Genomic DNA, 15,958 nt, shown 5'->3' on the forward strand with positions numbered 1-15,958 from the left:
AACGGGTTTGGCGCAATTGGCTGGTACTATGAACAATTGCGTCGACTCGGTGCGGGAGATGCGCCCAATCCAAAGCTCGGTTTGTTCACGGCCTTCCTGGCAAATCAGAAGAATGAAAAGCGTACGGAATCCGCCCGAAAGGCTGCAACCCCCTGATTGCACAGGCTTTCCACAATTGAGAGGGTTTCCTGCGCATTGCGACGCTTGAACCCCAAGGACGCGAACGCCACATCTGGTACAATGCCCGACTCCTGCCATCATGGTATGAGAGGGTTTATTCGAGCTGCCGCCAGCCGGGGCTCAATTTGAAGAAGGAGGCATTGTATATGCCAAGCATAAAAAACCTTCCGGTGTTGCCGCTTCGGGACATCGTCGTGTTCCCAGACATGGTCGCCCCCCTCTTTGTGGGGCGAGACAAGTCTGTTCGGGCTCTCGAAATGATCGAAGAGGCCGACAATGAAATCATGCTGGTTGCCCAGCGAGATGCTGCGATTGACGACCCGGACGCCGATGACGTGCATTCGGTCGGAACGATCGCGACGATTCTGCAATTGCTGAAATTGCCCGACGGCACAGTGAAAGTGCTCGTTGAGGGCAAGACTCGTGCGCGCCTGAATCAATTGTTTGATCGTGGCGAGTATTTCGAAGCCGAGATTGAAACGCTGGAAGAAGCTGACGGCGCCGATGGCGACGTGCAGGCGCTGATGCGTGCGGTGCAGGAGCAGTTTGAGAATTACGTCAAACTGAACCGCAAGATCCCGCCGGAATCTGTCACCACGATTGCTGCTCTGACAGAGCCGGGACGTCTTGCTGATGCGGTCGCGTCAAACCTGTCTGTCAAACTCTCCGAGAAGCAGGAATTGCTCGAACTTCCAGAGGCGAAAGATCGTCTTGAGAAGGTCTTCGCCCTCATGGAAGGCGAAATGGGCATGCTGCAAATGGAGCGGAAGATCAAAAACCGCGTGAAGCGGCAGATGGAGAAGACCCAGCGCGAATATTACCTGAATGAGCAGATGAAGGCGATCCAGCGCGAGCTGGGTGAGCAAGGCGGAGACGGCGGCGAGCGCGATGAGCTGGCCGAACTCGACCAGAAGATTGCCGACGCACCCCTGTCTGAAGAGGCTCGCACCAAGGCTGAAGCCGAGATCAAGAAGCTGCGCCAGATGTCGCCAATGTCGGCGGAATCCACGGTTGTGCGGAACTATCTCGAATGGCTCCTCGCCCTGCCTTGGGGCACGCGCAAGGATATCCAGACCAATCTGGGCAAGGCCGAGCAACAGCTCGATGATGACCATTATGGTCTCGACAAGGTGAAAGAGCGGATCCTGGAATATCTCGCCGTGCAAAAGCGTACTGGCAAGATGAAGGGTCCGATCCTCTGCCTCGTTGGCCCTCCCGGTGTTGGCAAAACCTCGCTCGGCCGCTCCATCGCGGAAGCAACAGGGCGCGACTTCGTGCGCGTGTCGCTTGGCGGCGTGCGGGATGAAAGCGAGATTCGCGGTCACCGCCGGACCTATATCGGCTCTATGCCGGGACGGATCATCCAGTCTCTGAAGAAGACGAAGACGGGCAATCCGCTCTTCCTGCTCGACGAGATCGACAAGATGGGCATGGACCATCGCGGCGATCCGGCATCTGCCCTGCTGGAAGTGCTGGACCCTGAGCAGAACTCCACGTTCAACGACCATTATCTGGAAGTCGATTACGACCTTTCAGACGTGATGTTCGTGACGACGGCGAACTCGCTCAACATGCCTCAGCCGCTTCTGGACCGGATGGAGATCATCCGCATCGCCGGCTACACGGAAGACGAAAAGGTGGAGATCACCAAGCGTCACCTCATCCCGCAAGTTCGTGAAGATCATGGCCTGAAGGAAGGGGAGTGGGTGGTTGAAGAGGCCGCAATCCGCGACCTCGTTCGGTACTACACGCGAGAGGCCGGTGTGCGCAGCCTGAAGCGGGAAATCGCGCGTCTGGCTCGCAAAGCCGTTCGGAACCTGGCGGACAAGGAAGGCGAAACCCTCACGGTCACGTCTGACAATCTCGCCGAATTCGCTGGCGTGCGGAAATTCCGTTATGGCCTTGCCGACGAGACGGATCAGCTGGGCGCTGTCACGGGCCTTGCCTGGACAGAAACCGGCGGCGACCTGCTCACCATTGAGGCGGTGAAGATGCCGGGACGCGGCAACATGAAGGTCACGGGTAACCTCCGCGACGTCATGAAAGAGTCGATCCAGGCGGCCAGTTCGCTCGTGCGCTCACGCTCTGTGATGCTTGGTATCAAGCCGACCGTGTTCAATACGACGGACATCCACGTCCACGTGCCGGATGGCGCAACGCCAAAGGATGGTCCATCCGCCGGTATCGCCATGACCACGGCCATCGTCTCCTTGCTCACCGGAAACCCGGTGGATCGGGAAGTTGCCATGACCGGCGAAGTGTCCCTGCGCGGACGCGTTCTGCCGATTGGCGGCCTGAAGGAGAAGCTGCTTGCAGCGCTTCGCGGTGGCATCAAGACGGTTCTGATCCCGGAAGAGAACGAGAAAGATCTCGAAGACATTCCGGAGAATGTGAAGACCGGCCTGAAGATCGTGCCCGTGTCGGACATCAATGAAGTGCTGGAGATTGCCCTGACACGTCCACTGTCGCCGATTGAATGGTCGGAAGCGGATGAGGCGGCCCTGCAGGCTTCCCTGGCCGGCCAAGCTGGCGGTCAGGCGACTGATCCGGCGCGTCCGCACTAAGGCAAGTATCCCACAAATTGCAGGCGGCCGTTCAAACACTGAATGGCCGTCTTGCTTTTTTTCTCAAGCCCGTGCATTGGAGCGGGATTGGGGCGGTTAGCTCAGTTGGTAGAGCATCTCGTTTACACCGAGAGGGTCAGCGGTTCGAGCCCGTTACCGCCCACCATTTCCCCCTTGATGATCTACGTTCCTGAAGGCGACTAATCGCAAAGAACAGGCTCGTGTGTCGATTGAGCGGGCATTCGATTTGACCTGGCCTGCAAACTGGAATCCGGTGCGTCTGGCGTCGCCGAGACGTGGAATTTGGTCTGCGATTCTGGTGAGACGTTTCCACTTCGCGCCGAGAAAGTGTGGCGAAAATGCCAACCTTGTCATTATTTTTTCAAATTGCGGTTTGTGAAAAGTTTTCAAAGCTCACGGGTTTCTGCGCGCCGAATTGCTCCAAGTCCCGATAAACACAGGTAAAATCGAGTAAAAATCAGGGTGAAAACGGTTTCATTGCGCAAATGGGTCAATTTAAAAATTACGTTTTTTCAATGATGCCCACTTGATAGCGCAAACATTTGGTGATGGATTGGCTCGCGGGTAGGCCGGAATGCCGTCGTATTCTGCCTGGCCGAGACAAGCATTGAAGACTGGCACCTGATTTTGAGTCGCCTGTCTCAGGGAGGATTGTAATGACTGTTTCCACGGACAAGCTCCGTGCAGCTTCTGCACGGAAAGTAAAATGGGGTACGCTGCTGTGCGGCGCGTCCGCGGTGTCTCTTCTGTCGGCCATGCCAATGGCAGCGCACGCCCAAGAGGCGGCTGAAGAGACCCTTACGCAAGATGTTGTGGTCGTGCAGGGGATCCGCGGATCGCTCGAGCGCGCCATGGATATCAAGCGCGACTCCAATGGTGTCGTTGACGCCATTTCTGCCGAAGACATCGGCAAATTCCCGGACACGAACCTGGCTGAATCGCTTCAGCGCATCACCGGCGTGTCCATCAACCGCGTAAACGGTGAAGGGTCTGAGATCACCGTTCGTGGTTTCGGCCCAGGCTTCAACCTGGTCACCCTGAACGGCCGCACCATGCCAACCGCCAAGGTTCGCGCGATCGGTGCGCGCGGCAACTATGGCTCCGGTGGTGATCGCGCGTTCGACTTCTCGAACCTCGCCTCCGAAGGCGTCAACGGACTGGAAGTCTACAAGACGGGTCAGGCCGTTCTGCCATCAGGTGGCCTCGGCGCGACCGTCAACATCAAGACACGGACGCCATTTGACGATCCAGGTCTGAACGCTTCTTTCTCGGCCAAGGCAATCAACGATACGAGTGTTGAATCTGGTGATGATTTCACGCCAGAGCTTTCCGGCCTCGCAAGCTGGACCGACGATTCTGATCGGTTTGGTATCGGCGTCTTTGGTTCTTACTCCAAGCGCGATTCCGCGGCNCCTTCCCAACAGATCAATGACTGGCTGGTCTTCGATCCGGAAGTCGATGGAGCGTTTGAAGATTCCGGCTATGTCCGCGGTGACGGATCCACGCAGATCACCAANGCGCCAAAGGATGGCCAGCTCTACGCCATTCCTCAGGACAGCCGCTACGACCTCTCGGAAATTTCCCGTGAGCGGATCAACGGCCAACTGGTCCTGCAATTCCGTCCGATCGACAATCTGACACTGACGGGTGATTACACCTTTGCGAAAACGGAAGCAGAAGAGCTTCGTTACGAGCAGACAAACTGGTTCGCCACGCCGTTCGATCAGATCATTTTTGACAATGATGGCCCGGTTGCCAGCGCTGTGTTCCTTCAGGAAAACAACAATGGTTCCAAGGACATCGGCTTTGAGCAAACCAATCGTGCGGTCAAGGACGAGCTGAACTCCTTCGGCTTCAATGCTGAGTGGGAACTCTCTGATCGTGGCACGCTGATCTTNGACGCGCACAGCTCGAANTCNGAATCCGGTGGCAACAACCCGCTGGGNCACGCGACNACCTTCGTGTCGATGGGTGCNCCNGTTATCCTTCAGCACTCTGTTGATTACCGTAGCGGTTCGCCAATCCAGTCCTACACAATTGACGANTCCGTGCGCGGAAACGGCAATGGCGTTCTGGACGTAGGTGATCTNGGTACGCAGGTTCAGCGGAGCAACTCCGCNAACATGCANCACNAGGTCGACGAAATTGACCTGCGCTATGTCTGGGANTTCGANAANAGCAGCCTGACNGTTGGTGGTAACTANCGCGACNCNACGATGGANCGCTGGACNTTCACNACCCAGCAGGACCTCGGTTCCTGGGGTATTTCCAACCCTGGCGACGTTGAGCAATTTGCCCCAGGTGTCATGGAACAGTACTGCCTGTCCTGCGTCTTCGATGACGTGAAAGTTGGTCAGGGTGATATTGCGTTCAAAGGCGATGCAGCGAAACTGTTCCCGCTTCTGGCGGCTGCCTATCCAGGTGGAACTCTTTCCACCACCGAGTCGCTCGACACGGTCACAGAGGAAATCAAGTCCCTCTACGCTCAGTTCCAGATGGAGAGCGAATTCTTCGGTCGCCCGGCCCGTATGAATGCCGGTATCCGTTATGAGGAGACCGAGGTTGAGTCCGTGGCAGACCAATCGCGTCCTGTGGACGTGCTCTGGACAGCGGATAACGACTTCCAAATCCTGACCAGCGATTCAAGCAGCCTCAGCGGATCCGGTTCCTACGATCATTTGCTCCCGAACTTCGACTTCCAGGTCGACGTGACGGACAATATCGTTGCACGGACGTCGTTCAGCACAACCATTGGCCGGACAGCCTACACCAANCTGTTCGCNTCCACTGAAGTGAACGCGCCAAACCGTCCATCCGCACTTGGTGGTCAGGTTACAGCGAAGCTGAACAACCCGGAANTGGCACCGCTGGAGTCCAACAANTTCGATATCTCGCTCGAATGGTACTATGANGATGCGAGCTATCTGTCGGTTGGTTACTTCGACAAGAAGGTGAAGAACTTCATTGGTAACTCGTCCTATGACGGAAACCTGTTCGACCTTCGNGACCCGGCCTCCGGTGAAGCAGGTACGCGCTCCGGCGATGCNCTCGACATCATCGCGGATCTTGGCATCGACCAATCCGAAGCAAACCTGTTCTCGCTGGTTGCCCTGATCGACGCGAATGGTGGTGACGTTGCTGCCGCTCGTACCGAGTTCGAAGGGCTCCTGGTTGGCGGTGCGCTTCCGCAAAGCGAAGTTGACCGTATCCTCGGTGCCTATGACGTTGTGTCCGACGCAAATGATCCTGAACTGGTCTTCGCGATCTCGCAGCTCATCAACAACAATGAAGGCAATATCGACGGTATCGAGATCGCTTGGCAGCACTTCTTCGGTGAAACCGGCTTCGGCGTTCAAGCCAATTACACCATGGTCAACGGTGATGTTGGACTGGACCCAGGCTCCAACCCGTACGAAGAGCAGTTCGCTCTGCTGGGTCTGTCCGACACGGCAAACCTTACGGCGATCTACGAGAAGTACGGCTTCTCCGCTCGTCTGGCCTATAATTGGCGCGATACGTTCCTGAACGAATCGAATGCCGGTGGTGATCGGTCCGGTATCTATGTTGAAGACTTCGGGCAGTATGACCTGAACATCAGCTACGACATCAATGAGCAGCTGGCTGTGTCCTTCGAAGGCATCAACCTGACCGGNGAAGACCAGCGGATTTATCACCGCGTGCCGGAACAGGTCTACTATGTCTATGAGCTGTCACCGCGCTACCAGCTCGGCGTGCGCTACAAGTTCTAATCGGAAACGATTTGGACAAGACGTGAAACCTTCAGGAAAGGCCGCTGCTTGCAGCGGCCTTTTTTGCCCCCGCTTGTCCGGGGCAGGGGATTGTTTCATCATGCAGGAAAAGTGCGGGCCCGAACCAGGCGAGGCGTCGACCGCACGCAGCATTCAAGGGCGGTTCATGGCCAACACGGCACTTCTGAATAATATCGATCATGCGGATCTGAAAATCGTCACGCGCCGCGGCGCCGAGTTTGGCGACAGTGTGAATCAGGTGGCGGTTTACCCCACCGAGTTTTCAGAGCTTCAGCGCGACTACCCCATCTTTTTCCGCAAGGATGAAGCCGGCAACTATTTCTGTGTCGTCCTCATGGGGCTCGACAAGGGCGAAAATCTGTTTCTGGCCGGCGACCGCTGGAATGCGAATTATGTTCCGGCACTGCTGCAGCGCGGCCCGTTTCTGATCGGCTTTCAGGACCAGAATGTCGATGGGAAAGTCCGCCGCGAGCCGGTGATCCATGTCGATCTGGACAATCCGCGTGTCAGCAAGACGGAGGGCGAGCCGCTTTTTCTGGCACAGGGCGGCAATGCGCCGTATCTGCAACATGTCAGCCAGGTCCTGCGCGTGATTGCCATCGGGGACGAAATGACCAAACCGATGTTCGAGGCATTTGATCAGGCGGGTCTGATAGAGCCAGTCTCGCTGGATCTGAAGCTCGACGACCATACTGAATACAAGGTGCCGGATCTGTTCACGCTGAGCGAAGAGCGTCTCGCCGCGCTGGAGGGCGAGATGCTGGAGCGGCTGCACAAGGGTGGCTTTCTGCGCGCGGCATATCTGGTGCTGGCATCGCTGAGCAATGTGAACCGTTTGATCAACATGAAGAACGCCAAACGATCTGCCGCAGGCTGATCGATCAGGAGGAGCCGCGTGTCCGCACTGGACATTCCCCGCAAGACAAAAGTGATGGAAGGCGTCGCGCCAGACGCCATTCCGTATGCGCAATTGATGCGGGATCAGGAACCGGTCATCCTCAAGGGCGTGGCACGCGACTGGCCCCTGGTGCAGCACGGGTTGAAGTCGCCAGACGCCGCGATGGACTATATTGCGCGCTTCTATCAGGGGCGCCCGATTGTCGAGTATCGCTGCGCACCGGGGGAAGGCGGGCGATATTTCTATACTGACGCGGTTGATGGTTTCAATTTCGAGCGGGGGCGTGTGCCGCTGGACGAATTCTTCACACACNTTCGCGAGGCGATGGCCAAACGTACGGGCGCGTCTGCCTATGTCGGCTCAACCGATCTCGGTATTTTCTTTCCGGGCCTCAGAGATGAGAATGATCTTGTCCTGAATGACGCAATGTTTGATNCGCACGCGCCGCTGGTCAGCATATGGATGGGCAATCACACGATCGCCTCGGCGCACTATGACATGTCGCACAATCTTGCCTGCTGCATGGTTGGCAAGCGGACATTCACCCTGTTTCCCCCGGATCAGGTCGCGAATTTGTATCCGGGCCCGCTGGAGCCGACGCCCGGTGGGCAGGTCGTCAGCATGGTCGACTTCCGCCAGCCGGATCTTGATCGCTACCCCCGGTTTCGTCAGGCCATGGCGGCCGGGCAAGTGGCAGAGCTGGAGCCGGGAGATGTCCTCTTTTATCCGGCCCTCTGGTGGCACAATGTCGAGGGTTTTGGCGACTTCACGGCCATGATCAATTATTGGTGGAACACGTCGCCAAGTTTCATGGACACGCCGCAGAATACGCTTTTGCATGCCATGCTGAGCCTGCGGGATCGTCCCGACCCTGAGAAGCAGGCCTGGAAGGCGCTGTTTGATTACTACATTTTCGGGCCGTCTGATCGCCCCGCTGAACATTTGCCGGAAGCCGCGCAGGGCAATCTGGCCCCGATGGACGAAGTAAGAGCCCGTCGCCTGCGCGCGATGCTTCTGAACAAACTCAACCGTTAGCGCCATAAAGAGGCCGGAGGTTCATGTGAGTACGCAACAGGTAAAAAGAGTCGTTATCGCTGGGGGAGGTACGGCTGGCTGGATTGCCGCCGCCGCATTGTCCCGCATGCTGGGGCCTTTGCTCGACATTACATTGGTGGAATCAGACGCCATCGGCACGGTGGGTGTGGGAGAGGCGACCATCCCCACCCACCGAACCTTCCATCANCTGCTGGGAATAGATGAGCGAGAGTTCATGCGCGCCACCAAGGCGACCTTCAAGCTGGGCATTGCGTTTGAGAATTGGGGCGGCGTCGGGGATCGCTACATCCACTCCTTCGGNCAGGTCGGCAAGCCGAGCTGGATGGGCGAGTTCTACAATATCTGGATGTATGCGCAGGAGCGCGGCATTGGCGATGCGCTCGACGCTTATTGCTTTGAATTGCAGGCTGCCGAAGAGGATCGTTTCTATACGTCTGAAAAGGCCAACATCAATTTCGCCTATCATCTGGATGCGAGCCTGTATGCGAAATTCCTGCGCACATTCAGCGAAGCCAAGGGTGTAAAGCGCGTTGAGGGTTTGATCGACACGGTCGAGCAGGATGGTGAAAGCGGGTTCATCACTGCGCTGAAGCTTCAGTCAGGTGAGCGGATAGAGGGTGACCTCTTCATCGATTGCACCGGCTTTCGTGGCCTGCTGATCGAACAGACCTTGAAGACCGGCTATGAAGACTGGACGCATTGGCTGCCGACGGACAGTGCGCTGGCGGTTCAGACGCGCTCGGTCGGTCCGGCCATTCCCTATACGCGCGCCATCGCGCACCATGCGGGCTGGCAGTGGCGCATTCCGCTTCAGCATCGTGTCGGAAACGGGCTCGTCTTCTGCAGCGAGAACATGCAGCCGGACGAGGCTCAGGAATTCCTTCTGAACAATGTCGACGGGGAGCCGCTCACTGAGCCGCGCCTGATCCGGTACAAGACCGGCCGCCGCCGCAAGGTGTGGAACAAGAATTGTNTTGCCCTTGGCCTGTCGAGTGGATTTGTGGAGCCGCTTGAATCGACCAGCATCCATCTGATCCAGATTGGCGCGACGCGACTAGTGCAGCAATTCCCGTTTTCCGGGATCAGCGAAGCCATCGCCAANCATTATAATGAGCAGGCAGAGCGTGAACTGGAGAAGATCCGGGATTTCATCGTCCTGCACTACAAGCTGACCGAGCGCGACGATTCTGATTTCTGGCGCGCGCGCCGCGATATGCCTGTACCGGACACACTGTCCCAGCGCATTGCCCTGTTCCGGGAGAATGGACTCGTCTATCAGGCGTCGGATGATTTGTTCCGTGTGGATTCCTGGCTACAGGTCATGATGGGCCAGCGCCTGAAGCCGAAGGGGTACCACCATATGGGGCATATGATGACCGACGATCAACTGACCCGCGCGCTGGGCGGATTANAGGCCAGCATCGCGCAGGCGGTTTCCAAANTGCCCAAGCATCAGGATTTCATCGACACCTATTGCGCCGCGCCGGAAACCGAGACCGCCTAGGCAGTCTCCTTGTCAGCCGTTTGGGGCAGGGCTTCGGATTCTTGCGGAGCCTNGGACAATTCTGTCAGCATGTCCCGCACCATGCCCTGGGACTGCTCGACAATGCTGCAGACCAGCTCGTGGGAAAAGCTGGACCCGCTGAACCAGGTACGCTTGTTGCCCTGAACCCGCCGTAGTGCGCCGAANAGGCCGTCGCGCACGGCCTCGGCCTTGTATTGNGGGAAATATTGCCAGACTTTCTGCTGGATAACGCTTTCGATCGTGAAACCATGTTTCTGCGCGTCCGCCTCCAGGATCTCGCGCAGTTCTGCCGGGGTCAGCCCGGTTGAGAACTGCCCGGTCACATAGAGCCGCCCGCCAAGTTCTTCGCTCTCGCCTTCCCGTCGCCCTCCGAGGATGGCGCCCTTGCGGCTGGAATCCATGCTCGCCTCTGAGTACCCGATGATCATGTACCCATCGAACCAATCCGGCGATGTGAGCAGCGTTGTCGTATAGTTCTGCCACTCAATGCCTTCGCAGATAAACATCTCGTCGCGCGTTGCGGCGCAGAACTTCACGAAATTCTGCATCGGCACAGTAGAGACCACGGCATCGAATGCTTCGCTTTTGCCGCCNGCGGTCACGATGGGTTTTGGCCCGGATCGGTCGAGATGGGTGACCGGGCTGCCGAGACGCACATCCTTGTCCTCGGCAAACCGGGTCCAGAACTCGGTCCAGCCCTGATCCGGCATGTGCATGTCATTCAGGACGCCGGACAGCAGATAGTTGAGATCGCACCATTGTACGGTCTGCCCGATCGTCGCCTCATCCGTGAAGCCATAGCCTTGGGTTGTCTGGATGCGATGCGAGGCAAGGTCGATCTTCGGCAGGCCAAGCCGCTTGACCCATTCGGCCGTCGTCATTGAGGCTTCGGCGCGCACATCCGGGTCNTCCGGGCGATTTCGGATGTCCCGGCGNAGGCGACCGGCGGCCCGAATGAANTTCANCGCCTGGAAGGCGAGGGGCGGCCCGTCCCCCTGTTTGACGTAATCGACCACCTTGACGCCGTCATATCGCGCTTCGCCGAGCCGGGTCAGCGTGATGCCAACCTGCTTCATCCATTTCTTCACAAGCTTGTGGGAGCGCGTNGTGTAGCAGGTGCCCATCTCGTTCATGGCATCGCCGCGCACAACNGAGAAGGACTTGCCGCCNAGCCGATCNTCAGCCTCAAAGANTACCGCTTCGTGTCCGGCCTGTTGAATGAAATGGGCTGTGCTCAATCCGCCCGGACCGGCACCAATGACAGCAATCCTCAAAGGCGATTTTGGGCGGGACACAGGCGCGGCACTCTCTTCTACTGGAACGCACGCTACAGAATCCAAGACCGACTATGCAACCATTCTGTGTAACCTATTGTGGTTAATCCTCCCGTTAACGACAAGTTTCCACAGTCTTGCAATACCGCACCGACTCGCGAGCGGAATGTTCACTTCGCCCATGTATAGCGNTGTCATGGCGAAGCAGAAAAAATCATTTCTGTCCTATGTGACTGGCAACACGCTGCCTCGGGGCACGGCGGTTGACCGGCTGATTCTATTGCAGCAGCACCTTGATTTCTCTCGCCATGTGCTCGTCATGGCCTTGATTATGCTCGTGAATACAGTNGGCGCCAGTTTTCTGGTGCGCCGCTGGGTTCCTGATACCAATATCGATATCTGGGTTGCGCTGAATTTGGGCCTGGCGCTTTTGCTGGTCGTGGACTTCTTGTTGAAGCGCGGGCGCTCAGCGCCGAAACAGGTAAGCGGAAAATACCTGCGTCGTTCCGAATTCCTTGCCATCCTGTTCGGTATGGCCTGGGGCTCTCTGCCCTTCTTTGTCGGCCCTGATGAAAATGCCGCCATGATCATGGGCGGCCTCATGATCACGCCTATGGCTGCCGGCATGGCAAGCATGTTGACGCGGGTTCCGCGGATCGTGCTGCGCTACGCCCTCGCTGCCTTCGCCTCCAGCGCTGCCTACAGCACCTATGCCCAGTCGGTTACCGGCGTCACCATCTGCCTGATGATGATCGTATTCATGATCGCGCTCTATCTCGGGGCCCGATCCAGTTACATGGTCTATCAGTCGGATATTGATGCCACGCTCAAGGCTGAGGAATCCCGCGACCTGCTCATCGGAGCACTCGAGGCCAGCCATCAGGCGTTTGCCATCTTCGACGAGGATGGTGATGTCATTGTCGAGAACCAGCTTCACAAGAAGGTCTTCAGTTCCAGCGAAGATTCCCTGGAGCCGGTTGAAAAGCCGATCCGCCGCGAAGGCATGTACTGGCAGAAATCCGTTCAACACATTCCGAATGTCGGCACCGTTGTCGTGTACGCAGATGTGACACGCATCGAAGAGGCCCGTTCGGAAATCGAACATGCCCGAAATGAAGCGGAAGCGGCGAACGAAGCCAAGACGCGTTTCCTGGGNTCCATGAGCGCNGAGCTGAAAGTGCCTCTGGANGTCATCTCTGCNTGNGCGGGTGTGATCGGGTCTTCGTCAAACATTCCGTGTAGCGAAGAAGAGGTCAGCTCCTACGCTGACAAGATCGGCGAGCAGGCTGTGATCCTGTCATCCACTCTCGACGGGATCATCAACTACACCCGGATGGAGCGTGAGGACTATCTCGCCCATGCATCTGAAGTGTCNGTGACGCAATCCATTCAGAATGTCGTCCGCAAGCTGTCTGATGTTGACAATTCCCGATTTGCAGATCGACTGAAAGTCAGTGTTCCAAACAATTTGTCAGCCGACATGGATGAGAACAGCTTTGAGATCATCCTGCGCAATGTNATCAANAANGCGCTGGAGTCCGGCTCATCTACGCCGATTGTCGTGAAGGCNGGCATGGTCTCCGGTGTGGGCCTTGTTGTCATGGTACGTGACCGGGGCAGGGGGATGACCCAGGACGTTCTNGAAAAGGCGTTNGAACCNTTCTTCCATTCCCGTCCGGCTCACCAGAAGTTTGACCATACGGCAGGTGTCGGTCTCGGCCTCAGTGTTGCGCGCCGCCTGGCGGATGCGCAGGGTCTGCGGATCAAGCTGCGGTCTGAACCTGGTCGCGGCACGACAGCNTTCATCACTATTCCGGAAACGCTGGTTCGCCGCGCTCCGAAAGACGACGCCGAGACATNGCCTGATGCAGCAGAGGNCAGTGCCGCCGAGCTGCGCCAGAATATGGGCTAATTCGTAAGCAGTGTTTAGGCGAGCATGGGAGATTGCGGCGCTCAGCGTCTCANNTCTGCGTGGACCTTCTGNTCACTTTCTGAAACATGAAAGACTCAAGCGCCGGTCTTGCGAGACAGGTCCTGAAGATAGGTTGCCGGGTCATCCTCTGTTCGCTGCATGCGTCCCCCAATGCCGCCTTCGCCTCTGGCGGGGGCAATGGAAAGATAATGGATCCGCTTTTGCTCAATGCGTGACCGGGCCAGNGAGTCCAGAATAACCCCTGCTGTGAATGACATCATCGCGCCGAGCGTGAGCGTCATGGCCAGCATCCAGGTCGGCATGCGGCTGACAAGGCCCGTCTCAAAATATTCGACGAGAATTGGCAGGCTGAGCAGTGTCGCCGTGCCGAACAAGACCGCCGAAACGGCACTGAAGAAAACGAAGGGCTTTGTTTCCTTCATCAGCATNCCCATCATGCGGAGAATGCGGAATCCGTCACGAAAGGTTGAGAGCTTGCTTTCGGATCCCTCGACGCGCCGGCCATAATCGAACTCGATCTCCGAGACCGGCAGCCGCAGGCTGGACGCATGGACCGACATTTCTGTCTCGATCTCGAATCCTGGGGAAGAGGCGGGGAAGCTTTTCGCAAANCGACGCGTGAANGCGCGATAGCCGGAGAAAATGTCCGTGAACTCGCTGCCGAACAGGGCGCGATAGATCTTGTTGAAAAGACGATTGCCGAAAGCATGACCGTTCCGGCCTGCGTCTTCGGTTACATTCCGTCGCGTGCCGACGACCATGTCGGCACGATCGGCCAGAAGTGTGTCGATCATGCGCGGCGCAGCGGACGGATCGTATGTGCCATCGCCATCGGCCATGATGTAAACATCCGCTTCAATATCNGCGAACATCTGACGAACCACATTGCCCTTGCCCTGACGACGGGAGGGAACGACGGTGGCNCCGGCAAATGCGGCTTGCGAGGATGTGTNGTCGCTGGAATTGTTGTCATAGACATAAATCCGCGCAGACGGCAGCGCCTTGCGAAAGCCGATCACGACGGACGCGATAGANTTGCCTTCATTGTAACAGGGCAGGAGCACAGCGATGTTCAGCCGGGGCAGATCAGTATCGGTCATCAGTCTNTCGCGCCTCCCTCTTTAGCGTTTCCTATACTCCCACAGGTTAAGTTTGCCTTTCGGGAGCGCGCAGCCGCGGAGGGAGCACATGACGTTTCGGTTCGACGCCAGACTTGTTCTGTTGTTCCTATTGGTGCCTGCCTGCCTGATACTGAGCAGTGTTGTTCAGGCGAAATTCGGCGACATCGGACCGGATGGCGACGACATAATGCGACTCGTTCAGATACAGGATCTGTTGAATGGACAGNCCTGGTTTGACCTCCAGCAATACCGAATGGGACCGGAGGGCGGCACCGCCATGCACTGGTCGCGGCTTGTGGATCTGCCGATTCTGTTGCTGTTCCACCTGTTCAACATATTCCTGCCATCAGAGACCGCGCTTGTCTGGGCCTATACGGTCTGGCCGCCCTTGAGCGTACTGCTCNTGCTGGCCGGGCTCTACACAGGCGCGCGGCATCTGGGCGGCAAAGGGGGCGCGCTGGCGTGCCTCTTGTTAAGCGCCTTCATCTTCTCCACGCATTACCGGTTCATGCCGGGGGCTATTGATCATCATAATCTTCAACTTGGCCTGCTCGCCCTTGCACTAGGCTGTGCTGTTGACCCCTCGAGGCGTCCGGCACGTCTGGCGCTGGCTGGCCTTTCGGTTGCCGCGTCCGTGGCGATTGGAGGCGAAGTCTATGTTTTTGTTGGCATAATCTGCGGATTTGTGGCGCTGGATTGGGCGATCTCGGGCGAGGCCGCACGGCGCGGTGCGATGGGGTTTGGCGCTGGATTGGCGGCGGGGCTGGAGCTCGCTTTCTTTGCGACGGTGGCACCTTCGAATTATGCCGTCGTGGCTTGTGACGCGCTTTCATCCGTCAGCCTGCTTGCCGGACTGGCAGGGGGGCTCGGCCTTGTTCTGGCCGCGCTTCTGGCGTCTGCGCGGGGATTGGGCGTACGCATGGCGGCGCTGCTATGTATTGGCGCGGCAAGCGCTGCAGTCCTGCTGCTGGTGGGGCCGCAATGCCTGTCGAACCCGCTGTCTGATCTGTCGCCTGAGGTGAAGACGCTCTGGCTGGACCGCATTGATGAGGCGCGGCCCCTGTTCGCGGAGCGTCCCGGCAGGGTTGCGAAAATCGGCTTCATGCTGGGCATCGCATTGCTGGCGCTGGGCCTCAGCCTGTACGGCGCGTACCGGGGGAAGCGCCTGCGGGCGAATCTCCTCTTCGCCTCGCTCTTGGTTTCGGCATTGTTGATGTCGGTCTATCAGGTTCGGTTTGCGGGCTTTGGGCATGTGTTCGCCATCATTCCGCTCAGTCTATGGGTTGCAGACACTTACCGTGATGGAAAGGCACATAATCCTTCCAGCGTCGCCTATATTGGCGCGCTGGCGCTTAGTTTGCCCTTCTTGTGGGCTGTTCCGGGCCTGATTCTGTCGCCAAAGTCGGCCACGGCCAATGATAGCAACAAATCAGCCTGTCTTGAGACTGCAGGTTTTACACAATGATTTACTTTCTCCAGTTATTCTCGGTCAGCTGCATATTGTACTCTCCAAACCGTGTGCCTGTATGGGATGTATCACATCAGGTGCGGAGTGCAACCAAACCTATGCGCTCTCGACGAAAAAGGGAAAGAAAAAGGGGCAGGGCAGGTTGAAG

The 15,958-nt window shown here is 57.5% G+C and carries 8 protein-coding genes and 1 tRNA gene; 7 read left to right on the top strand and 2 right to left on the bottom strand.

The window, feature by feature from the left end:
- Positions 1-326: 326 nt before the first annotated feature.
- The 6 genes from lon to CBB91_RS09735 all read left to right on the top strand — a co-directional run bounded on the left by lon (position 327) and on the right by CBB91_RS09735 (position 9,993).
- A complete protein-coding gene (gene lon, locus CBB91_RS09710; protein ID WP_273013821.1) occupies positions 327-2,744 on the top strand; it encodes an endopeptidase La in 2,418 nt (805 codons plus the stop codon).
- Between the two features lie 90 nt (positions 2,745-2,834).
- Positions 2,835-2,910 (top strand) — tRNA-Val (locus CBB91_RS09715).
- A 511-nt stretch (positions 2,911-3,421) separates the two neighbouring features.
- The gene (locus CBB91_RS09720) at positions 3,422-6,514 is read left to right on the top strand and encodes a TonB-dependent receptor (protein ID WP_273013823.1); all 3,093 of its coding nucleotides are present in this window, start codon (positions 3,422-3,424) and stop codon (positions 6,512-6,514) included.
- Positions 6,515-6,680: 166 nt separating this feature from the next.
- Positions 6,681-7,412 (top strand): SapC family protein, encoded by a 732-nt coding sequence (locus tag CBB91_RS09725; protein ID WP_035551296.1) that lies wholly within the window; start codon positions 6,681-6,683, stop codon positions 7,410-7,412.
- Between the two features lie 54 nt (positions 7,413-7,466).
- Positions 7,467-8,468, top strand: a complete 1,002-nt coding sequence (locus CBB91_RS09730) for a cupin-like domain-containing protein (protein WP_288145294.1) — start codon at positions 7,467-7,469, stop codon at positions 8,466-8,468.
- A 25-nt stretch (positions 8,469-8,493) separates the two neighbouring features.
- The gene (locus CBB91_RS09735; RefSeq protein WP_273013827.1) at positions 8,494-9,993 is read left to right on the top strand and encodes a tryptophan halogenase family protein; all 1,500 of its coding nucleotides are present in this window, start codon (positions 8,494-8,496) and stop codon (positions 9,991-9,993) included.
- On the opposite strand, the gene CBB91_RS09740 is transcribed toward CBB91_RS09735, so the two are convergent.
- Complete coding sequence (locus tag CBB91_RS09740) at positions 9,990-11,309, bottom strand: FAD-dependent oxidoreductase (protein ID WP_273013828.1); 1,320 nt, start codon at positions 11,307-11,309, stop codon at positions 9,990-9,992. The two genes, CBB91_RS09735 and CBB91_RS09740, sit on opposite strands and share 4 nt — an antisense overlap.
- A gap of 175 nt (positions 11,310-11,484) precedes the next feature.
- Between CBB91_RS09740 and CBB91_RS09745 the strand changes: the two genes are divergently transcribed.
- The gene (locus CBB91_RS09745; RefSeq protein WP_273013830.1) at positions 11,485-13,200 is read left to right on the top strand and encodes a HAMP domain-containing sensor histidine kinase; all 1,716 of its coding nucleotides are present in this window, start codon (positions 11,485-11,487) and stop codon (positions 13,198-13,200) included.
- 95 nt (positions 13,201-13,295) lie between these two features.
- Here the strand turns inward: CBB91_RS09745 and CBB91_RS09750 are convergent, their stop codons facing one another.
- On the bottom strand, positions 13,296-14,321 hold the full coding sequence (locus CBB91_RS09750; protein WP_273013832.1) for a glycosyltransferase: 1,026 nt from the start codon (positions 14,319-14,321) through the stop codon (positions 13,296-13,298).
- Positions 14,322-15,958: the final 1,637 nt, after the last annotated feature.

It is taken from the genome of Hyphomonas sp. TMED31 (genome assembly GCF_002172815.1).
GTDB classification, from domain to species: domain Bacteria; phylum Pseudomonadota; class Alphaproteobacteria; order Caulobacterales; family Hyphomonadaceae; genus Hyphomonas; species Hyphomonas atlantica.